At 30.0% G+C, this 20,816-nt stretch carries 20 protein-coding genes; 6 read left to right on the top strand and 14 right to left on the bottom strand.

What is annotated here, in order from left to right; translation table 11 throughout:
• Window positions 1–7 precede the first annotated feature (7 nt).
• From ACRC03_RS12675 to ACRC03_RS12660, 4 genes are all read right to left on the bottom strand, one after another.
• Window positions 8–1,123, bottom strand: coding sequence for a bifunctional chorismate mutase/prephenate dehydratase (locus tag ACRC03_RS12675; RefSeq protein ID WP_438652940.1), 1,116 nt, complete (start codon window positions 1,121–1,123; stop codon window positions 8–10).
• A 20-nt stretch (window positions 1,124–1,143) separates the two neighbouring features.
• Window positions 1,144–2,157, bottom strand: coding sequence for a 3-deoxy-7-phosphoheptulonate synthase (gene aroF / locus ACRC03_RS12670; RefSeq protein WP_438652939.1), 1,014 nt, complete (start codon window positions 2,155–2,157; stop codon window positions 1,144–1,146).
• A 656-nt stretch (window positions 2,158–2,813) separates the two neighbouring features.
• Window positions 2,814–3,698, bottom strand: a complete 885-nt coding sequence (locus ACRC03_RS12665) for a sigma-70 family RNA polymerase sigma factor (RefSeq protein ID WP_438652938.1) — start codon at window positions 3,696–3,698, stop codon at window positions 2,814–2,816.
• A gap of 373 nt (window positions 3,699–4,071) precedes the next feature.
• Window positions 4,072–4,596, bottom strand: coding sequence for a type I restriction enzyme HsdR N-terminal domain-containing protein (locus ACRC03_RS12660; RefSeq protein WP_438652937.1), 525 nt, complete (start codon window positions 4,594–4,596; stop codon window positions 4,072–4,074).
• A gap of 282 nt (window positions 4,597–4,878) precedes the next feature.
• Here ACRC03_RS12660 and ACRC03_RS12655 point away from each other — a divergent pair, with 282 nt between their 5' ends.
• From ACRC03_RS12655 to ACRC03_RS12645, 3 genes are all read left to right on the top strand, one after another.
• Complete coding sequence (locus ACRC03_RS12655) at window positions 4,879–5,418, top strand: hypothetical protein (protein ID WP_438652936.1); 540 nt, start codon at window positions 4,879–4,881, stop codon at window positions 5,416–5,418.
• 32 nt (window positions 5,419–5,450) lie between these two features.
• Window positions 5,451–6,053 carry a hypothetical protein gene (locus ACRC03_RS12650; protein ID WP_438652935.1) on the top strand — a complete coding sequence of 201 codons (603 nt, stop codon included), beginning with the start codon at window positions 5,451–5,453 and terminating at the stop codon, window positions 6,051–6,053.
• A gap of 179 nt (window positions 6,054–6,232) precedes the next feature.
• Window positions 6,233–6,832 carry a hypothetical protein gene (locus ACRC03_RS12645; protein WP_438652934.1) on the top strand — a complete coding sequence of 200 codons (600 nt, stop codon included), beginning with the start codon at window positions 6,233–6,235 and terminating at the stop codon, window positions 6,830–6,832.
• 84 nt (window positions 6,833–6,916) lie between these two features.
• Here ACRC03_RS12645 and ACRC03_RS12640 read toward each other — a convergent pair whose 3' ends face one another.
• Both ACRC03_RS12640 and ACRC03_RS12635 read right to left on the bottom strand, forming a co-directional pair.
• On the bottom strand, window positions 6,917–8,761 hold the full coding sequence (locus ACRC03_RS12640; RefSeq protein ID WP_438652933.1) for an ABC transporter ATP-binding protein: 1,845 nt from the start codon (window positions 8,759–8,761) through the stop codon (window positions 6,917–6,919).
• Between the two features lies 1 nt (window position 8,762).
• Complete coding sequence (locus ACRC03_RS12635; protein ID WP_438652932.1) at window positions 8,763–10,487, bottom strand: ABC transporter ATP-binding protein; 1,725 nt, start codon at window positions 10,485–10,487, stop codon at window positions 8,763–8,765.
• A gap of 249 nt (window positions 10,488–10,736) precedes the next feature.
• On the opposite strand from ACRC03_RS12635, the gene ACRC03_RS12630 reads away from it, so the two are divergent.
• Complete coding sequence (locus tag ACRC03_RS12630) at window positions 10,737–11,981, top strand: DUF1002 domain-containing protein (RefSeq protein ID WP_438652931.1); 1,245 nt, start codon at window positions 10,737–10,739, stop codon at window positions 11,979–11,981.
• 379 nt (window positions 11,982–12,360) lie between these two features.
• A complete protein-coding gene (locus tag ACRC03_RS12625; RefSeq protein WP_438652930.1) occupies window positions 12,361–12,786 on the top strand; it encodes an acyl-CoA thioesterase in 426 nt (141 codons plus the stop codon).
• Window positions 12,787–12,843: 57 nt separating this feature from the next.
• On the opposite strand, the gene ACRC03_RS12620 is transcribed toward ACRC03_RS12625, so the two are convergent.
• The 4 genes from ACRC03_RS12620 to ACRC03_RS12605 form a co-directional block, all read right to left on the bottom strand.
• The gene (locus ACRC03_RS12620) at window positions 12,844–12,981 is read right to left on the bottom strand and encodes a hypothetical protein (protein ID WP_438652929.1); all 138 of its coding nucleotides are present in this window, start codon (window positions 12,979–12,981) and stop codon (window positions 12,844–12,846) included.
• A gap of 366 nt (window positions 12,982–13,347) precedes the next feature.
• Window positions 13,348–14,151, bottom strand: coding sequence for a pyrroline-5-carboxylate reductase (proC, locus tag ACRC03_RS12615; RefSeq protein ID WP_438652928.1), 804 nt, complete (start codon window positions 14,149–14,151; stop codon window positions 13,348–13,350).
• Between the two features lie 144 nt (window positions 14,152–14,295).
• Window positions 14,296–15,150: a DUF4438 domain-containing protein gene (locus tag ACRC03_RS12610; protein ID WP_438652927.1), complete on the bottom strand. Its 855-nt coding sequence runs from the start codon at window positions 15,148–15,150 to the stop codon at window positions 14,296–14,298.
• Window positions 15,151–15,182: 32 nt separating this feature from the next.
• Window positions 15,183–16,214, bottom strand: coding sequence for a threonine aldolase family protein (locus ACRC03_RS12605; protein ID WP_438652926.1), 1,032 nt, complete (start codon window positions 16,212–16,214; stop codon window positions 15,183–15,185).
• A 134-nt stretch (window positions 16,215–16,348) separates the two neighbouring features.
• On the opposite strand from ACRC03_RS12605, the gene ACRC03_RS12600 reads away from it, so the two are divergent.
• Entirely contained in the window at window positions 16,349–17,071 is a 723-nt protein-coding gene (locus tag ACRC03_RS12600) for a gamma-glutamyl-gamma-aminobutyrate hydrolase family protein (RefSeq protein WP_438652925.1), read from the top strand.
• 64 nt (window positions 17,072–17,135) lie between these two features.
• Here the strand turns inward: ACRC03_RS12600 and ACRC03_RS12595 are convergent, their stop codons facing one another.
• The 4 genes from ACRC03_RS12595 to ACRC03_RS12580 form a co-directional block, all read right to left on the bottom strand.
• Complete coding sequence (locus tag ACRC03_RS12595) at window positions 17,136–18,266, bottom strand: sodium ion-translocating decarboxylase subunit beta (RefSeq protein ID WP_438652924.1); 1,131 nt, start codon at window positions 18,264–18,266, stop codon at window positions 17,136–17,138.
• A gap of 27 nt (window positions 18,267–18,293) precedes the next feature.
• Window positions 18,294–18,641 (bottom strand): biotin/lipoyl-containing protein, encoded by a 348-nt coding sequence (locus ACRC03_RS12590; protein WP_438652923.1) that lies wholly within the window; start codon window positions 18,639–18,641, stop codon window positions 18,294–18,296.
• Between the two features lie 95 nt (window positions 18,642–18,736).
• Window positions 18,737–19,012, bottom strand: a complete 276-nt coding sequence (locus tag ACRC03_RS12585; RefSeq protein ID WP_438652922.1) for an OadG family protein — start codon at window positions 19,010–19,012, stop codon at window positions 18,737–18,739.
• A gap of 17 nt (window positions 19,013–19,029) precedes the next feature.
• Window positions 19,030–20,427: an oxaloacetate decarboxylase subunit alpha gene (locus ACRC03_RS12580; protein WP_438652921.1), complete on the bottom strand. Its 1,398-nt coding sequence runs from the start codon at window positions 20,425–20,427 to the stop codon at window positions 19,030–19,032.
• Window positions 20,428–20,816: the final 389 nt, after the last annotated feature.

Raw genomic sequence — 20,816 nt, 5'->3', positions numbered from 1 at the left:
TGGCTCCTTAATTTTTTTTATAGCAACCCAATATTTTAAATTCTAAACTATTCTGGCCTATTATATCCAAGGCTATTTTCACATTTTCATCTTCCAGATTACCTTCTATATCTACATAGAAGAAATAACAAAATGATCCATCTCCAAAGGGTCTCGATTCTATTTTAAGCATATTTATGTTTTCTTTTTCAAAAGTCTCTAATTGCCTATATAAAGTTCCAGGTTTATGACCTACTGAAAAAACTACTGTCATCTTGTTGCAAATTTCATTATTTTCTAATTCTCGCCCTACTATAATAAATCTTGTATAATTTTCCTTTACATTATTTATATTTGGTTTTAGTACTTCAAGGTCATATATTTTTTTAGCACGTTTACTGCATACACACGCCTTGCTTGTATCATTACAATCCTTTACATACTTAGCACTAATTGCAGTATTATAGTATGGTATCATTTTACAACTAGGTAATGTATTTAAAAAATCGCTACTTTGTTCAAAACCTTGATGATGAGAATAAATTTCTTCAATATCTAAAATTCTAGCACCTTTAACTCCTAGTAAATAATGCTCAACTTTAATTTTTGTTTCTCCAACAATATAGTATCCGTACTTTTTTAATAAATCATAAATTTGAGAAATCGATCCAGTCGATGTATTTTCAATAGGCAATACTCCATAGTCTATATACTTGTATTTTAAAGCTTCAAAAACACCTTCGAATTTTTCGTAATTAAATAGTTCATGTTCTTCTCCAAAATACTCTATAAGAGCTTCCTCTGAGTAAGATCCCTTTGTTCCTTGGAATCCTATCTTTAGTATTTCTCCTTTTGAAAGAGGTATTTCCTTTAAATTAGTCTTATTATATTGATATTTTTTACTTTCCTTCATTAAGCACTTTAAAAGATCTTCAGTGTGTTTTATTAGTTCTTTATTTTTTACTTTTTCTATATTATTTTTTATAACTTCATCTTCTCTAGATTTATTAAATATAGGAAGATTATTTTCTTTTTTATATTTAGCTATTTTTAAAGAAGTTTCCATTCTTGCTTCAAATAATTTAATAATTTGACTATCTATATTATCTATAGAGTCTCTAAGATTACTTAAATTATAATCCATCTAATCACCATCCCTAAAATTTATATCTCTCTACCCACTGCATTTGCAATAATCTTTAATTCTTCTACTAAATTTTTAAATTCTTCTGGTTTTATTGATTGTTGACCATCACAAAGTGCATTAGCTGGGTCATTGTGTACCTCAATAATTAATCCATCTGCTCCTACTGCTATTGCGGCTTTTGATAAAGGCTCAACCATCCAGGCTTTACCTGCAGCATGACTTGGATCTACTATTATTGGCAAGTGACTTAATTTTTTTATAGCTGGTATAGCACTTAAGTCTAGTGTATTTCTTGTGTAATTTTCATATGTTCTTATTCCTCTTTCACATAATATTACATTGTTATTTCCACCTGCCATTATATATTCAGCTGACATCAATAACTCTTCGATAGTTGCACTTAGTCCTCTTTTTAATAAAATTGGCTTATCTATTTTTCCAAGCTCTTTTAATAAATCAAAGTTTTGCATATTTCTAGCACCAACTTGTATAATATCTACATCTTCCACAAATTTTTCAATCATACTTGTAGACATTATCTCTGTGACTATTGGCATTCCAGTTTTCTCTCTAGCACTTTTTAATAATTCTAATCCTTCTAACTCCATTCCTTGGAAGCTATATGGCGATGTTCTAGGCTTAAATGCTCCACCTCTTAAAATTCCTGCCGAATGTAATTTCACTTCACTTGCAATTTCTTCAATTTGTTCTTTGCTTTCAACTGAGCAAGGCCCTGCTATTAATGCTATTTTCTTGCCACCTATTTTTACTCCATTAATATCAACTATTGTATCTTCTGGGTGGAAGAATCTATTTGCTTTTTTATATGGTTCTTGAATGTACATAACTTTTTCAACCTCTTTATTTGCTTCAAGTTTTGATGGGTCTAATTTACTAGTGTCTCCAACAATGCCTATAATTGTCTTACTTTCACCTTCAATAACACTTGTTTCTAATCCTAAATCTTTAATTTTTTGAAGAAGCTTTTTAGCACCTTCGTTAATATTTCTTGATTTTAATATAATTACCATAGTTTTTCTCTCCTTATTTGTTTAATAATTTTATAAAAAAAATAGGACTCATACTATGAGTCCTATTTATATACATTATTTGTATACAATATTCTTGTTTACAATAATTTATAAATATTCTTTAAGACATTGATATTATCAACTCATCAGTAAAAAGGATTTATATTTATTTTTGCATAATAATTTTCTAGCGCTAAAAAAGTAGCCCCAGCTAAAACTAAAGTAATAATAATAGCTATAAAATTGTACGCTTAAATCCTTTCCTAATTTATTCATAATATCCTCCTAATTTAATTTATTTTGGTTTATATTTAATTAAAAATAATTGTAGTTCTAATTTTCTTAATTTTCAACTATTATTTCACATTAAATATATATTCTTTTTATTAAACAAATAAATAATATTTATTATGTTATTTAATATTGCCATGTTATTTATTTATTTTTTTCATTATATTTTTTTTTATACTATATTTTATAATCCAATCTGTTCTTAATATTAAATATATTTTTCTTAAAATTAATTTTATTTAGATGATTTCTTTTTTATTTTGTGCTACTATTTACTTATTAAAAGTTCTTTGTGAAAACGTTTGCAAATAAAATAAAGTAAAAGCTATAGCTTTCACTTTATTTTATGAATATATAAATATAATTTAATAAAAATGTTTAAGTTGTTTTAATCTACTTGGGTGTCTTAGTTTTCTTATGGCTTTTGCTTCTATTTGTCTGATTCTCTCTCTTGTTACTCCAAATACTTTTCCAATTTCTTCAAGTGTTTTAGGAGTATCATCATCTAGACCAAATCTCATTCTAAGAACTTTTTGTTCTTGATCACTAAGCCCCGTTAATAATTCTTCTATTTTTTCCCTTAAGTTTCTTTGCTCAATTTCATGCATTACTACATCACCGAAATTTGCGTCTGATGGAATAAACTCTACTAGACTACTGTCTTCATCCTCTTTTATAGGAGTATCTAGAGATACAATGTTTTTATCTCGCTTTAATATATCTAGAATTTTATCTACTTCAAGATCGCAAACTTCTGCAAGTTCATCTAAGCTCGGTTCTCTTTGAAGTTCGTTAGCAAGCTCTTGTTTTTTTCTCTTTACAAAGTTTATCCTTTGATGAAGATGTACTGGTATTCTAATTGTATTTTCACAGTCATCTATATATCTTGTTATACTTTGTTTAATCCACCATGTTGCATAAGTACTAAATTTGTATCCCTTTTTATAATCATATTTTTCTACAGCCTTTATAAGTCCAATATTTCCCGCTTGAATTAAGTCTAACATATCTACATTTTCTTTTCTATATTTTTTGGCTATGCTTACAACTAGTCTATAATTTGCGTTTATAAATTGTTCTTTGGCTTCTGATGAAGAGTTGATTATTTCTTTTGCTAATTCAACTTCTTCTACTGCAGACAACATCTTATACTCTTCAATTTCTTTTAAGTACATTTTCATTGCATTCGATGTATTCGATGAATCCCCATAAATATAATTCTCATAAGTATGTTCTTTTTTAGCCCCCATAACCTAACTCCTTTTATACTAAATAGTTTGTTAATTGAAATATAATAATTTTCTGCAGTACATCTATATTTAATAATATGATGCTACTTCAAAAAAAATTCCTTTCAATTTAACTTAAATGTCAATAATTTTATTTATCTATTATTCTACTTATAACATCAATTTTCCTTTTTTTTTTTTATTTTTTTTTAAATATAAAATAAAAAAGACCACAAATTATGCGGTCTTCTTTATTCGAACGACGTTATAAATCCCTCTATTAATAAATCCTAAGTATTTTTTGCCCCAACACTTACGGTTTATAAAGAATTTTTAACTCTCTAATAATAACATCATTAAAAAATATAGTCAAGTTTACTTACTCTATATAGTTTTATTTCTTGTGGTTACATCCACAGTCTGAACCACATCCACACTCATGTCCTTCTTCATGACTATGATCATGTCCACATCCACATTCATGGTCATGTTGGTGTTCTTGCTCATGTTCTAGTACTACTGCTTCCATTTCAAAAAATTCTTTTACCATAACTTCATAGTTTGGTAAAGATGCTTCTGTGTTGTATTCTTCTCCTGTCCAATCTGCATACATCATAGCCTCTCCATTAGTTAAAACTAATCTTCCTGCCATTGTTATATTATCAACATCTTCTAAGAAGTCTACTTGTTTTTGAATAACTTCTCCTTCTAATGCTATATCTTCATCCATACATTGTACTATCATAACTGGAGCATAGTAGTCTTCTTTATCCTTAACATTAACAACTATATCTAATATTCCCTCTGCACCCTCTTCAAACTCAGCTAAAGGAACATTTGTATCTATCATATCTTGAGGAACTAATAAATCCTCCATTAAATACTTTATTACTCTTTCTTTTACTAATTCTTTTGACATTGTAATTCTCCTTTCATTGCTTAGTGCTTGTAACGTAAACATTACCTTACTATAGTATACTAAATTTATTATTTTTTTCAATATTTATCTTCAAGTATATTTAGGTACAGTTCAATTATACCCAAATCCTATTTGTTTAATTACAATTTATTTTTGATTTTAAAAATAAATTTTCTTTTTAGACAAATTATTTTTAGATTGAGTAACCTTTTACATTTTAATTAATAAAATATAGAAGAAGGGCTATACCTTCTTCTATTTTATTATATTGGAGGAATATAAATGAGTTGTAAAGGTTATTATATTGCTGATTTTGCAAGTTATCTTATAGTTGAAAATACTATGAATGTTCAAAACTTATCTTCTGATGAAGTACCTTTGTCAATAGCTGTAAATACTAACAATCTTCATGCTTACATCCATAAGAGTGACTACTGTCCTATTGGAGGTATTGCTGTTCCAAATCCTTGTAATATTACCCAATCTATTACTGTTCCATGTGTTACTTTAACTGAATTAAGAATAGATGGTGTTATAGGATATTATGTAGGAGCAGATGTATTAGACCCAACACCTTTCCCAGATGTAGTTATTGAACCTGATGATGTCAAGGTTCTTTATACAGCATCAGTTGCTGGAAATAGAGTAATAAATGATGAAGTTATTGATATATTAGATAACCCAAGTGCAGTAGCTCCAGAGCTAAAGGTTACTGTTACAAGAGTTGAAGTTGCGGCGACTGGAGATAATGAAAATGGAGAGCATTTCTATCTAATTAATGGTGAATTTAAGATAGAGCCTGTAAATGAACCTGAAATTTAGTTCTTATATCTTAATGAAAGGAGACATAAATAATGAGTAATGACACAAACTTTAATGCGTTAGATATTAGTTGCAATACCTATCAGCCACAAAAACCTGTTTATATGTCTATTAGAAGAGAAAATTTTCTTTATATGGGTATTGGGAATCCTGTTGACCCTTATGATTACAATGCAATTGCTAGTAAGATAGTTATTGGTACTAATGATGTAGTTCCACCATTATCAGTTGTTATTCCTACAGATTACACTCAAATAGCTACTGTTTATCCTTGTGGAGATAATCGCCCCGTTGAATCTGAAGCAACTATAAGAGCTTTAAGAGTTATATGTGGTGGTTTCTTCGCTCCAGTGATTTATAGCCCTGTAGTAAATAAGGTATTTGATGGAAAAGAGCAATTTATCGGGTTAGACCAAGTAGTAGATTATATATCTCCTGATGATCTGGTTCCACCTAGTAGCGATTATACTATAGATGTTGTTCTAGAAGATGGCCCACATGTTGATTCTTCTCTAGCTCAATATATAGGATATATTGCCATTCACTTTGCTCCAGACGATCCAGTTGGAGCCCCTAATGGTCCTGGAGCTTACTTTTTCGTTGTACACCCTAAGGCTAAGATTAAAAGAATTTAAAATAATTAAAGGTTGCATCAGTGCAACCTTTTTGTTGTGCTTTATTATTCTAGCCCTTGCCTTTCATACCTGCATCTAAAGAAGGTGGATTCTCGGCAACTAATTGTAATCTTTTTAGATTAATGTTTATAAAATATATTAAGGTATCTTACCTTCAGTATTTTTAAGGAGAATAATTTATGAGTATTAATAATCCTAATTTAAGTAATGATTACAATACACAATCCCATTCAAACATTCCTTGTAATCGAATCTCAAAAACTTTACCTAATGAATTTTTCAATATATCTAAGTCTTTGTTACCTCCTATAATGTTTGACCCAACTACTGGTCGCCTTAGAGATGACGCAACTAAAGCTATGGGTAATCTAGGTTTTATTGAATCTTTAGTTGTTAAGGATAAATTAATAGACAAAACTGTATCTATAGATATAAGTCCTAAGTGCACTCAAGTAAAAGCTACTGCTAAATTGAGACGGTTAGATTTAATAATGACAATTGGCTATAATGTGATTTTACTAAATTCCTATCACAATTCAGACCCTCTCAACAGTAATCAAATCTTAGGTATATTATCTAACTTCACTACTGTTAAAGTAGATGATTTTGTATATTTGTCTCCAGATGATGATTTTACTAAATACACTCTCCCAGAAAATTATAAATTAAACTTCATCTTAAAAGCTGAACCAGATAAATATGCTCCAGTAGACATCCCATTTGTAGGTTTTATTTCTCAGGGAGGTGTTTATGCAGTATACATAGGACCTACTACATAAAGTACACTATATAATTATTTGTAAGCGCATGTAATTAAGTTAAAACATTTGAAATTATATGCGCTTATTTTTATCATTGTATAATTATTTACTAAATTGGCTATTGTATAAATCTGCATATAATCCACCTTGAGCCAACAATTCCTCATGGTTTCCTTTTTCTATAACATTCCCATCCTTCATTACAAGTATTATATCTGCATCCTTTATTGTAGATAGTCTATGAGCTATTACAAAACTAGTTCTTCCCTGCATCATTTTATTCATAGCTTTTTGTATATTTAATTCTGTTCTAGTATCCACACTACTTGTAGCTTCATCTAGTATTAGGATTTTAGGATTTTTTAACATTGCTCTTGCTATAGTTAGTAGCTGTTTTTGTCCTTGTGAAATATTCGAAGCTTCTTCATTTATTTCTGTGTCATACCCCTGTGGTAAAGTTCTGATGAAATAATCTGCATTAGCAGCCTTTGCCACTTCAATAATCTCTTCATCAGTGGCACCTTTTATTCCATAGGCTATATTGTCCTTTATGCTTCCCTTAAATAACCATGTATCTTGAAGAACCATACCAAATAAATCCCTTAAATCCTCTCGCTTCATATCTATTATATTAACGCCATCTATAAGTATTTTGCCACCATTTAACTCATAAAATCTAAGTAACAAGTTTACTAATGTTGTTTTTCCTGCTCCTGTTGGTCCTACTATAGCTACTGTTTTTCCAGGTGATACATTTAAGTTCATATCTTTTATTAGTATCTTTTCAGGTATATAACCAAATTTGACGTGATCAAAAATAACTTGTCCCTTTGGATTTTCTATCTTTATATTATCTGTAACGTCTGGTATCATTTCTTCATCATCAAGTAGTTCAAACACCCTCTCAGCAGAAGCCACTGTAGATTGAATAATATTTGCTATATTCGCTGTTTGACTTATTGGCTGTGAAAACTGTTTAGAGTATTGAATAAAGGCTTGTATATCACCTATTTGAATTCTACCTCTGGTTACAAGTATTCCTCCTACTACTGATACAAATACATAACCCAAGTTGTTTGTAACGTTCATAACAGGCATCATAATACCTGACATAAACTGTGCTCTCCATGCTGATTCATACAGTTCTTTATTTATATTTTTAAATTCCTCTATAGATTCATCTTCTCTGTTAAAGGCTTTTATTACATCATGTCCAGTGTACATTTCTTCTACATGGCCATTTAGTCTTCCTATTTCCCTTTGCTGCTTTATAAATTGACCTTGAGACCTTTTTATTACTGGTCTAATTAAAATTACTCCAAGTGGTAAGGTTATGACCGTTATGAGCGTTAATAAGGGGCTTATTGTAAGCATCATTATTATTACACCTATTATAGTTACCACTGAAGTTATTAATTGAGTAATACTTTGTTGTAAAGTTGAACTAATATTATCAATATCATTTGTAACCCTACTTAATAATTCTCCATGAGTGTGAGAATCAAAAAATTTAAGAGGTAATTTATTCAATTTTCTATATACATCTTCTCTCATATCATATACTGTTCTTTGGGCCACCATAGCTATAATATACTGTTGTAGGTAGCTAAAAATACTACTTATTACATATAATACTATTAAAATTAATAATATATTTTTTATATAGTTAAAGTCTATTCCAGCACCTGGTCCTCCTGTAGACTTCTTCATTATTCCTTCAAAAATCTTTGTAGTAGCTTTTCCTAGTATTTTAGGGCTTACTATTGAAAATACAGCACTTATAATTGCAGCTAAAATTACTAATCCTATATTTTTGTTGTATTTTTTTAAGTATCCTATTAATCTTTTTAAAGTACCTTTAAAATCCTTTGGTTTTTCTAGTGGCATAGCACCTCTCATGCCAGGACCCATTCCACCTTTGTTTTGATTTTTATTTTCCTTTGACATATTACATTTCCTCCTTTGATAATTGTGAGGATACTATTTCTTTGTATATATCACAGGCTTCTAATAATTCATCATGTGTTCCAATTCCTGTTATTTTGCCATCATCAAGAACTATTATTCTAGTTGCATCCATTACTGTTGATACTCTTTGAGCGACTAATATTACTGTTGCTTGTTTGGTTTCTTCAACTAGGGATGCACGTAGAGCTGCATCTGTTTTAAAATCTAGTGCTGAAAAACTATCATCAAAAACGTATACTTCAGGCTTCTTAATTATTGCACGTGCTATAGATAGTCTTTGTTTTTGCCCTCCAGATACATTTGTTCCACCTTGAGCAATAAAAGATTCTGTACCATCTTTCATGTTAGATACAAACTCTTTTGCTTGAGCAATTTCTATAGCATGGTCTATCATCTCTTGATTTGCTTCATTTTTTCCATATTTCAAGTTCTCTGCTATAGTTCCACTAAAAAGTACAGCCTTTTGTGGTACATAGCCTATTTTGTCTCTTAATGCATGTTGGTCTAGATTCTTTACATTTATTCCGTCTACTAGTATTTCTCCACTAGTTACATCAAAAAATCTAGGTATTAATTTTACTAGTGTAGATTTACCTGAACCTGTTCCACCTATTATAGCCGTCACTTCTCCAGGCTTACTTACAAAACTTATATCTGTAAGTACATTTTCTGCATTCTTTTCATATGAAAAACTTACATTTTTAAATTCTACATACCCTTTCATGTTAGTTCTTCTTATTGCATTTTTTTTATCTTTTAACGTTTTTTCCAAATCTAAAATTTCATTTATTCTATCTGCAGATGCTGAGGCACGAGGTATCATAACAAACATCATAGAAAGCATCATAAGAGAAAATAAAATTTGAGATAAGTATTGAATAAACGCCATTAAGTCTCCAACCTGTAGATTTCCTTGATCTATCCTTCTTGCTCCAAACCAAACTACGGCTATTATACTTACATTTATTACAAACATCATAAAAGGCATAAGTAAAGTTATAGTTCTGTTTGCCTTTATTGCTACATCACATAAATCAAAGCTAGTTTTTTCAAATCTTTTAGTTTCCGCTTCTACCTTATTGAATACTCTAATTACTCTTATTCCAGTTAAGTTTTCTCTAAAAACTCTATTCAAATTATCTACTTTTTTTTGCATAGCTTTAAAAAGAGGTACTGCTTTTTTAAGTATTAGTCCAATTGTAATTATAAGAATTGGCATAGATACTAATATTATTAGAGATAATTTAGCATCCTTTCTCACTGCCATTATGGTAGCCCCTATTGCTACCATAGGTGCATAAAGCATCATCCTTAGCATAACCATAACTACCTGCTGCACTTGAGTTATATCATTTGTAGTTCTTGTTATAAGAGAAGCTGTACCTATAGTGTTAAACTCTTGCAAAGAAAAATCTTCTACTTTCTCAAATACTTTATTTCTTAAATCTCTACCAAATGCCATAGCTACTCTTGAAGAAAAATAACTCGCAGCTATTGTTACTATTCCTCCACCTATTGTGACAAATATCATATTTAGACCAGTATCTATAATATAGCCTGTGTCTTTATTAGCTACACCCTTGTCTATAATATTACTCATTAGGTTAGGAAGATATACATCTGATAAGGATTGAAGAAACACTAAAATAAATACTAGTAGTACAATTCCAATGTATGGCTTTAAATTTTTTAAAAGTTTAAGCATAACCATTCTCCTTATTTTATAATTTCTTCATATATTTTATATCTTGCCCAATTTCATAAATTTATTTTATTTTGTGTTATTTTTCTTAACATTTGTTAATATATTATTTTTATACATATTTTTTTTCTGAATATTCGCTACTTTGTCACCAACTTGTAATCCACTTCCCCTAAAAAATAGTTTATAGTATAATGTACTTGGGATATATTATGGTTTAACTTTTAAGCAAAGTTGAAAGGAATGAAATTTATGAATAAAATGTTTAAAAATTTTAAAAAGAAAGCTGTAGCAATTACCCTTGCTCTTACAGTTAGTTTATCTACTGTAGGCTTAGCATTTGCAGACAGTTCAAAGGTTGTAACCTTAGGTGCTAACTTAAGCCCAGAACAAAAGCAACAAATGTTAAATTACTTTGGAGTTGACAAAAATCAAGCTGTAGTATTAGAAGTTAATAATGCAGAAGAAAGAAAGTATTTACAAGGAGTTGCTAGTGAAGAACAACTTGGAAAAATCACAATTTCTTGTTCTTATGTTGAACCAACTTCAAAAGGTAATGGTATAAATGTTAAAACGGCTAACCTTACATGGGTAACAAGTGCTATGATAGCGACTACTTTATCAACTGCTGGAATAGAAAATGCCAACGTAGTTGTAGCTGCTCCATTCCCAGTTTCTGGTACAGGCGGACTTACTGGTGTTATGAAGGCATTTGAGGATGCAACTGGTAAACCTCTTGAAGAGGATAAAAAAGAATTAGCAACGGAAGAATTAGTCACTACTGGAGATTTAGGAGATGAAATAGGTCAAGAAAAGGCTACAGGTGTGATAAATGATATAAAAACTGAAGTTATAAAAAATGGTACTAGTGATGTTACTCAAATAGCTGATACTATAAACAACATAACTAACAATTACAATATTACATTGACTCCAGAACAATTTAAGCAAATAGAAGCTCTAATGTTGAAAATCGCAGATCAAAAATATGATTATAATAAAATAAAAGATACATTACAAAACGTTGCTGGCAACGTTGATAAAGAATTGAGCGCAATGGGCGAAGGTTCTATATTTGATAGTATATCAAATTGGTTTAAAGGTATAGGAGACTGGGTTAGCGGACTATTTAGTTCTGATAAAGATCTAGGTATATTAGAAAGCACTAACGACAATCTTTTAGGTGAGAATGCTCAAATAAATGCTACTGATGATAAGGCTATTAACTTACCTTCTAGTGAAGAAGTAGAAGGATTCTTCGGAAAAGTTTGGAATTGGATTACTGGATTATTTAACAATGGTTCAACTGAAAATAATCCAGATTCTAACGCTGTAGATAATAACGAAAATACTCCATCAATAGATGAAGCTAATACTGATGATAATTCAACAGTAAATCCAGATACTCCAGTTTCTAATGATGAAAATACTCAAGATAACCAAGGAGATCAATCTTCACAAGAAGAAGATCCTTCAGATATACCAGTTGCACAATAATAAAAATACAATAATCCTAATGCAATAGGAGTAGCCTTAGGCTACTCCTTCTATATTTATTTCTAAAACTAATTTTGACTTTATCTTAAAAAATAGTGCAGGGTATTTTTCTAGTGATTCACAAAATCCATGAGATAATACAATACTCCCTTTACTATACTCTACTTATATACTTTCTAAAATATATGTCTAAATTCTCTCTTTCTCTAGAGTATCCATATTTAATTTCAACCTTACTTTTTTATTTTTTACTTTTTCCATAGTATTCCTATCCCCCTGTTAGATTCACTTAAATTATATAATACATATATTTACATTTTCTATCAAAATCTTGTATTATATTAATATGTACAAATTTATTTTTAGGGGGAAATATCTAATGAATTTTTATGACACACACAGAATGATTAAAAGTGAGGATCTAAATCATCATGGTACTTTATTTGCGGGGAGAATGTCACAGTGGTTTGTAGAAAGTTGCTTTGTAGCAGCAGCAAATGAATATAAACAACCAAAAAACCTAGTATTTTTAAATATGAAGGAACTTAATTTTAAGCATCCTATAAAACTAGGTGATATTATAAATATAAAGTCTAAAATTTGCTACGTCGGAACTAAAAGTATATGCGTTTACGGAGAAGTTTCAAGTCTTAACAATGAGGATAAGATTTTAGTAGATGGTTTTATGACATTTGTATGTGTTGACGATAATGGGGTATCTATGGCTCATAATATGATTTTACCAGAGCCTATAACTGAAAAAGATTTAGCTATATACAATAAAGCTAAAAGTTTTAAAAAGTAATTTACTTAAGCAAAAGGTGTATGAATTTTTTTCATACACCTTTTAGCTTCTCATATATTAGTTTCCGCAGCCAGAGCATCCTCCGCCACAACCGTCTTCATCGCCACCGCCCATGTTTTGTGCTGTAACTTTAAATCCAAATCCTGTGTCTATTATAGCTATGTCTCCATATTTGCTATATTCATCTTTGCTCATAATAAAATGTAATTCTTCTACATTACATTCTAAATCATTATCCGTTTGCTCATCCAGAGCAATACCAAAAGATGGCCCGCCTCAGCCTATTCCTGCAAAGTATACTCTTATGTTTTTAGGTCTATCTTGATTATCATTTAAAATATCTTTTAAAGTCTTTATAGCACTTTCTGGTAATTCAACTTTCATAAATTGTCTCCTCTCATTGTTGTTAAATTAATTCTTATTATATGTTTATTAAATTAATTTAATCTAATTAATCCAATTAATTTAATATTTTACTACATTTTTTGTATTTAGTCTTGTATTTTCTATACATTTTTTGTATTTTTTTCATTTTTTGTATTTTTTTCTTTATTTTTATACTTATTTACTCATTTCTATGGATTTTTTTATACAAGCTTCCATTCCTTTTATTACAGATTTTCTCATTCCTTCTATTTCTAAGGTTTTAACTGCTTCTATTGTAGTTCCTCCTGGTGAACAAACCATATCTTTTAATTCTCCTGGATGTTTTCCACTTTCTAACACCATTTTAGCAGAACCCATTACTGCTTGTGCTGCAAATTTATAAGCCTGTGGTCTAGTCATTCCATAAGATACTCCACAATCAGCCATAGCTTCTATAAACATAAATACATAGGCTGGTGAAGACCCACTAACTCCTATTACAGCATCTATTAATCCTTCATTTACAATTTCACTTTCTCCAAAAGAATTGAATATTGCTCTTACTTCTTCTAAATCTTTTTCATCTATATTATAATTTGGACAAAGTGCACTCATTCCTTCATTTACTAAAGCAGGAGTATTAGGCATAGTTCGTACTACTTTTTTATCAGCACCAATTACATTTTCTACATCTTTTATACTTTTTCCTGCCGCTATAGTTACAATTATTTTTTTGTCATCTATGTATTCTTTTACTTCCTCTAAGATAGCATCGTACATGTATGGTTTTACTGCTACTACTACTATATCTGAAAATTTTACTACTTCTTTTGAATCTTTAGTTACATTAATATTAAAATTATCTTTAACTTTTTTTATTGTTCCTTCTGTTTTAGCAGATGCTATAATATTTGCACAATCAATTAATTTAGAATTTACTATTCCACCTATCATGGCACTTGCCATGTTGCCTGCTCCTATAAATCCTATTTTTTTCATATTTTTCTCCCTTTATGTAGTTTTCTAAAAAATATAAACCTAATGATAGAATTCTTAGGTTTATATTTAATAAATATTATGGTGTAGTAGCCTTACATGAAGTTATAAGAATAAAAATTATAGACTCTTGATATTTTTCATAAACTATTTTTCCATGTAGTTTACTATATTAGCATTTTTATCTATTACACCTTCAATTAAACTTGTCTTACATGTCATAATAACAGTAACTCCTGGTCCATGCCCTGATTTTACACAATCGCTATGTACTATTACTCCGATTGTAACTGCTCCTTTAAAATAACCTGTTCCATAATCATTAACACAATCTTGTAGTAATACTATATCTCCAAATCTTAATTTGTCTAATCCTAATCTTCTTATTTCTGCCATATCAGCAGTCATTATATCATAATCTCCGCTATAAGCATTAGTAGATCCTATGCCTGAACCCATTAGATATGATGGTACCTTTGCAATTACTGGAACTTGTAGTTTTCCATCCACTTCTTTAACGCCTATTTTTTCAAATAATCCTGGGTCTATACTCATAACTTTAATTTCTTCATAGCCTTCTATCTCTAAGCCTTGTCCATAAGCTTTTATCATTATTTTATCATCTATTGCCAAGTCTTCCAATGTCTCTTCTTCAAAATGAATAATAACATGCTCTATTCCACCATGCATACCTGTTACATAGCCTTTTGCTCCTTTTGCATCACCTGAAACAACCTTTGCTTCATTTCCTATACATGCGAAAGTTGTAAGCGCTGCGTTCTCAGAAGTATTTTCATTTCTTATAGAAACGCCTGGCTCAACATGATCACCTGCCCATCCAAATGCACTATCTCCAACTTTTACATTGTAAGATATTCCACCTGTAGCTGGCAATATCATAGGTTTCCCTTGACTAGTTATTCTGTAGTTTCCACCTAGTGGATGATGTACTTTTCCTTGTACAGACCATTTTACTACCTTATCTTGGTTAGTCTTTAGCATTTTATTTTCCCCTTTCATTATTTATAGAGTTATTATTTATATAATTTTTTAAAATTACATATAAATTCGTCTACAGCATCTTCCTCAGTTGCCCATGAAGTAACTAATCTAATTGCAGATTTGTTATCATTTATTTTACGCTCTATATTAAATCCATAGTCTTCACTTAATTTTTCTATTAATTCATTGTCTAGTATTGGGAAAACTTGATTAGATACTGGTTTTGTTAAAAATTCACAGCCTAAGTGTTCTAACTCATCACTTATTTTATAAGCCATAAGATTTGCATGTCGTGCTACTTCAAAGAATAAATCTTCCTTAAATAACTCTACAAATTGCACTCCTAATAATCTTCCTTTAGCTAACATACCACCTTTTTGCTTTATGTTGTATCTAAAGTTTGTTTTTAACTCTTTGTTGTTTATTACTATTGCTTCTCCTAATAAAGCACCATTTTTTGTACCACCTATGTAAAATACATCTACAAGATTTGTTATATCTTCTAGTGTTAAATCGTTTTCTCTAGAAGCTAAAGCAGATCCTAATCTAGCTCCATCTAGATGTAAGTATAAATCATTAGCTTTACAGAATTCACTAATTTCTTTTAGTTCTTCTTTTTTATATATTGTACCTAACTCTGTTGAATTAGAAATAAACACTAATCTAGGCTTTACCATATGCTCATCAGCATGTTCGTCTAGTATTTTTTTTATACCTTCTACGCTTATTTTACCATCATCACTTTCCATTATATTTATTTTATGTCCTGTCGCTTCTATTGCACCTGTTTCATGAACATTTATATGTCCAGTACTTGCACAAATAACAGACTCATAAGATCTAAGTATTGATGATATAATTATAAGATTTGCTTGTGTTCCCCCTGATACAAAGTGAATATCTGCATCATTATTATTAATTTTGTTTTTTATTAATCTTTCTGCTTCTTTACAATGAGAATCTAGTCCATATCCATTTTCTTGTTCTAGATTGCTTTTTAAAAGAGCTTCTAATATATTATTATGTGCTCCTTCGCTATAATCGTTTCTAAAATTGTATAACATAATCTCGCCTCCTATTTTTAGATAATAAAATTATAACATATTACAAAAACAAATTATTGCTTAGTTAATATTTTATTGGTATTTTATTCATATTTTTCATAATATATATAGATATAATATAGGAGGTTAAAATTATGTATAAACCTGTAATAGGTATTATTCCTAACATGGTTACTATAGAATCAGGCTCATGGGCTGGATTGAAAAAAATTAGCTTAGTCGATAAATACATTTCTTCTATTGAATTAGCTGGAGGGCTACCTATAGTTCTTCCTTTAGTTGATAATGTTGATAATATACCTTGTTTATTAGATTTATGTGATGGGTTATTAGTTTCTGGTGGCAACGATATTCATCCAATATTTTTTAATGAACAACCTCACAAAAATATAGGTGATGTAAATTATAAAATTGATAAATTTCAAATAGAATTAACAAAATTAGCATTAGAAAGAAATTTAACTTTTTTAGGAATCTGTAAAGGTCTTCAGGTTTTAAATGTGGCTTGTGGAGGTAGCTTATATCAAGATTTATCTGAAGTTCATAAGGAAACTATTATTCATCATCAAAAATGTGACTACAATGAGTTATGGCATAAAGTAAAGTTTAACAACAACAGCATATTGTATGATTTGTTTGGAAAAGAAATTTGGGTTAATAGCTACCATCATCAAGCCATAAAATATCTAGGCGAAAACTTAAAAGTAACTTCTACTAGCTATGATGGAATTATTGAAGGTGTAGAAATGGCGGATAAAGATTTTGTAGTTGGAGTTCAATTTCATCCAGAGCTTATGGTCGGTAGTCAATATGATATGATTGAATTATTCAAAGAATTTATTAATAAATGTAAATAGTGGTGTATTAATATAAAAAGCGTAGATAAAGTCTACGCCTTTTATGTTAATATAATATTTTAGCTTAAGTAAAGAATTTTAATAGTACTCCTGCAACTATAGCAGACCCTATAACCCCTGCTACATTTGGTCCCATAGCATGCATTAATAAAAAGTTTGAAGGATTTTCTTCTTGCCCAATTTTTTGAACAACTCTTGCTGCCATTGGTACTGCTGAAACTCCAGCTGCTCCTATCATAGGGTTTACTTTCCCTTTAGTTAACTTATACATTAACTTGCCAAATAGCACTCCTGATGCAGTCCCAACAGCAAAAGCAACAAGGCCCATAGCTATTATCCCTAAAGTTTGAGTTGATAGTAATATTTCCGCATTAGCAGTTGCGCCCACTGTTAAGCCAAGCATTATTGTTATAATATACATTAGTGAGTTTTGTGCAGTTTCTACTAGCTTTGGTACAACACCTGATTCTTTTAATATGTTTCCAAACATAAGCATTCCTATAAGCGGTGCAGATGTTGGAAGTAATCCTATAACTACTATTATTGCAACTATAGGAAATACTATTTTTTCCGTTTTAGAAACTGCTCTTAGTTGTTCCATTTTTACATTACGCTCTTTCTCAGTTGTTAATGCTCTTATTATTGGAGGTTGTATAACTGGTACTAATGCCATATATGAATAAGCTGCAAGAGCTATTGTACCTAGTAAATGTGGAGCTAATTTGCCTGTCAACTGGATTGCTGTAGGTCCATCTGCACCACCTATTATACCAATAGATGCTGCTTCTGGCCCTGTAAATCCTAAGTATATCGCTCCAATGAAAGCAAAGAATATTCCAAACTGAGCGGCTGCTCCTAATAACATCGTTTTAGGATTTGCTATCATAGGTCCAAAATCTGTACTAGCCCCTATACATAAAAATATTAGTGGTGGAAATATACCTAGCTTTACACCTTGATATAAGTAGTAGAATAACCCTCCAATTTTACCATCCGTTGGTGGTTGCATTAAATCAACTCCAGGCATATTAGCAAGTAGCATCCCTACTGATATGGGTATTAATAAATACGGCTCATATCCTTTTTGTATAGCTAAATATAAAAATATACAAGCTATGCCTATTACTATGGCAGTTTTAGGTGTCATCATTGCAAACCCCGATTCTGCAATAAATTTAGTCAAAATTTCTACCATTTCTAGTTCCTCCTTAAGTTTAGCTTATTAAGCTATTTTTAATAAGCTATCTCCAAGGTTTACATTTTGACCTTTGTCAACACTTACTGATGCAACTTGACCATCAACTGGAGCTATTATTTCATTTTCCATTTTCATAGCTTCTAATACTGCAACCACTTGACCTTTTTTAACCGGTTGACCTTCTTTAACTAATACATTTACTATTGTTCCTGGCATGGGAGCAGTTATACTTTCTCCAACTTCTTTTCTTTGTGATACTGTGTTTACTTCTGATTTAGCCGTTTGTACTGGCAAGGTTGCCGATGTTACTTCTTCTATTTCAACCTCATATACTTTTCCATTTAGTGTTATATGGTATGTTTTTGCACTCATTTTTTTCTCCCTTCTTTTTCACCTTAATATATTTTAATATCAATTTTTAACTTAATTAGCTTGCTAATTTCTAATATTTCAACCTTCCATAGTTGCTACTTTATTCTTGTTATTTTCTTAATTTGAAGATTAGGATTGATTTTACCCTCTCCAGCTATTATAGAGGTAGCCAAAGCAATTACCACTTTTTCTTCTTCTTCAATTTCTTCACTTAAGCCAACTTGGTTATCAATACCATTTTTAAGTTCTGTCTTAGGTTTTTCTTTAAATATATATTTAAAAGATTCTAGTATAAATGAAATTAGAAACAATATTAAAAATACTATTGACATACTTGTAAATGTTATTGATAACGTTTGCATGAAACTCATATTTCATCACCTATTCTCTACATATTTACAGTAATATAATGTATTAGTTTATTCTCTATTTCTTCTTTAACTTTTAATTTGTACTTATTTTCTAAGTACCTAGGAGCTACCTGTGGAAATAATGCATATGCTAATACATCTTCGTCTGTCTTAGCTAAATCTCCTACTTCTTTTTTCATGGATTCAAACTCAGGTTCAAGCAAATCTGCGGGTCTTACGCTTATTACTTTTACATCTCCTATTATTTTTTTCTTTATTTCTTCATCTATAGGTGATGGCGCTTTTCCGTATTGTCCCTTTACATAGTCTTTTATTTCTTTTGGAACTAGCTTATATCTCTCTCCATTCAATACATTAAATAAAGCTTGAGTTCCAATCATTTGACTTAAAGGAGTAACTAGTGGTGGATATCCTAAATCTTTTCTAACTTTCGGGACTTCCTTCAATACATCTTCGTACTTATGACTCGCACCTTGTTGTTCTAATTGAGATAGTAGATTTGATAACATGCCTCCTGGTACTTGATATTTTAGAGCTTGAGGTTCTGTTAATAAAACTTTCGGATTTAATACTCCTTCTGACATGTACTTATCTCTTATTGGCTTAAAGTATTCTGCAACTTCTAAAAGTTTATCCATATCTAAATTTGGATTTCTGTCCATTTCACTAAATGTGACAGCTAATGATTCTGTTGGTGGCTGGGATGTACCTCCACTAAATGGTGATATTGCTGTATCTATAATATCTACACCAGCTTCCACAGCCTTCATATATATCATATCTGCAATTCCGCTAGTACAATGGGTGTGTAAATTTATTGGAATGTTTGTAATTTTTTTTAATTTTTTTACCAAATCATAAGCATTATACGGAGTTAATACACCTGCCATATCTTTTATACATATAGAGTCTGCACCCATTTCTTCCATAGTCTTTGCAAGTTCTATATAATACTCAGTAGTGTGTATTGGACTTGTTGTATAAGATATTGCACATTGACAGTGTCCCTTGTATTTTTTTATAGCTTTTATTGATGCTTCTAAATTTTTAACATCATTTAATGCATCGAAAACTCTTATAATGTCTATACCATTTTTTATTGATAATTCAATGAATTTTTCAACAATATCATCTGCATAGTGTCTGTATCCTAGAAGATTTTGACCTCTTAAAAGCATTTGTAATTTGGTATTTTTTATATGCTTTCTTATCAGTCTTAATCTTTCCCATGGATCCTCATTTAGAAAACGTATGCATGCATCAAATGTTGCACCACCCCATACCTCCATGGCATAGTATCCAACCTGATCCATGGTTTCTAGTATAGGTACTATTTCTTCTGTTTTTAACCTAGTTGCAATTAGAGATTGGTGCCCATCTCTTAACGATGTTTCAGTTATTTTTAACTGCTTCACCTAAAAATCACACTCCTATATAATCTTTTACTTATGTTTGTATCTAAAAATAATTTTCTTTATTTCCTATTATGATAATTATAGCATATATTTTTTTCACTCGCCTTAATTAAGGATTAACTTTTTAAGTTCTTTAAAATTTAATTAAATCGGATGTTTTTATTTTATTTTATTAATTCTATATGTTTAATATTATTCCTTCTTTTTATATAATTTTTTTTATATATAATATGATTATTTATATTAAAATGAACATTTTTCTTTAAAAAATATACTACATGAATTTTAAAATTAAAGTTATTCTATTCTTTAATACCGTAAAAAAAATAGCAAATAGGTGGTTATGTTTTACACTATTTGCTACTTTTTTGCTATAAATTAATTTATTT

The sequence above is a fragment of the Romboutsia sp. genome (assembly GCF_051659545.1).
Classification (GTDB): Bacteria; Bacillota; Clostridia; order Peptostreptococcales; family Peptostreptococcaceae; genus JBOFOR01.
Note: the sequence above shows the minus strand (reverse complement) of the source record. Positions and strands in the feature narration are given on the sequence as shown.

Bases quoted from the DNA above. Each gene is read 5' to 3' on its own strand.
- ACRC03_RS12675 (WP_438652940.1), bottom strand. From the start codon at position 1,123: ATGGATTATAATTTAAGTAATCTTAGAGACTCTATAGATAATATAGAT.
- aroF (WP_438652939.1), bottom strand. From the start codon at position 2,157: ATGGTAATTATATTAAAATCAAGAAATATTAACGAAGGTGCTAAAAAG.
- ACRC03_RS12665 (WP_438652938.1), bottom strand. From the start codon at position 3,698: ATGGGGGCTAAAAAAGAACATACTTATGAGAATTATATTTATGGGGAT.
- ACRC03_RS12660 (WP_438652937.1), bottom strand. From the start codon at position 4,596: ATGTCAAAAGAATTAGTAAAAGAAAGAGTAATAAAGTATTTAATGGAG.
- ACRC03_RS12655 (WP_438652936.1), top strand. From the start codon at position 4,879: ATGAGTTGTAAAGGTTATTATATTGCTGATTTTGCAAGTTATCTTATA.
- ACRC03_RS12650 (WP_438652935.1), top strand. From the start codon at position 5,451: ATGAGTAATGACACAAACTTTAATGCGTTAGATATTAGTTGCAATACC.
- ACRC03_RS12645 (WP_438652934.1), top strand. From the start codon at position 6,233: ATGAGTATTAATAATCCTAATTTAAGTAATGATTACAATACACAATCC.
- ACRC03_RS12640 (WP_438652933.1), bottom strand. From the start codon at position 8,761: ATGTCAAAGGAAAATAAAAATCAAAACAAAGGTGGAATGGGTCCTGGC.
- ACRC03_RS12635 (WP_438652932.1), bottom strand. From the start codon at position 10,487: ATGCTTAAACTTTTAAAAAATTTAAAGCCATACATTGGAATTGTACTA.
- ACRC03_RS12630 (WP_438652931.1), top strand. From the start codon at position 10,737: ATGAATAAAATGTTTAAAAATTTTAAAAAGAAAGCTGTAGCAATTACC.
- ACRC03_RS12625 (WP_438652930.1), top strand. From the start codon at position 12,361: ATGAATTTTTATGACACACACAGAATGATTAAAAGTGAGGATCTAAAT.
- ACRC03_RS12620 (WP_438652929.1), bottom strand. From the start codon at position 12,981: ATGAGCAAAGATGAATATAGCAAATATGGAGACATAGCTATAATAGAC.
- proC (WP_438652928.1), bottom strand. From the start codon at position 14,151: ATGAAAAAAATAGGATTTATAGGAGCAGGCAACATGGCAAGTGCCATG.
- ACRC03_RS12610 (WP_438652927.1), bottom strand. From the start codon at position 15,150: ATGCTAAAGACTAACCAAGATAAGGTAGTAAAATGGTCTGTACAAGGA.
- ACRC03_RS12605 (WP_438652926.1), bottom strand. From the start codon at position 16,214: ATGTTATACAATTTTAGAAACGATTATAGCGAAGGAGCACATAATAAT.
- ACRC03_RS12600 (WP_438652925.1), top strand. From the start codon at position 16,349: ATGTATAAACCTGTAATAGGTATTATTCCTAACATGGTTACTATAGAA.
- ACRC03_RS12595 (WP_438652924.1), bottom strand. From the start codon at position 18,266: ATGGTAGAAATTTTGACTAAATTTATTGCAGAATCGGGGTTTGCAATG.
- ACRC03_RS12590 (WP_438652923.1), bottom strand. From the start codon at position 18,641: ATGAGTGCAAAAACATACCATATAACACTAAATGGAAAAGTATATGAG.
- ACRC03_RS12585 (WP_438652922.1), bottom strand. From the start codon at position 19,012: ATGAGTTTCATGCAAACGTTATCAATAACATTTACAAGTATGTCAATA.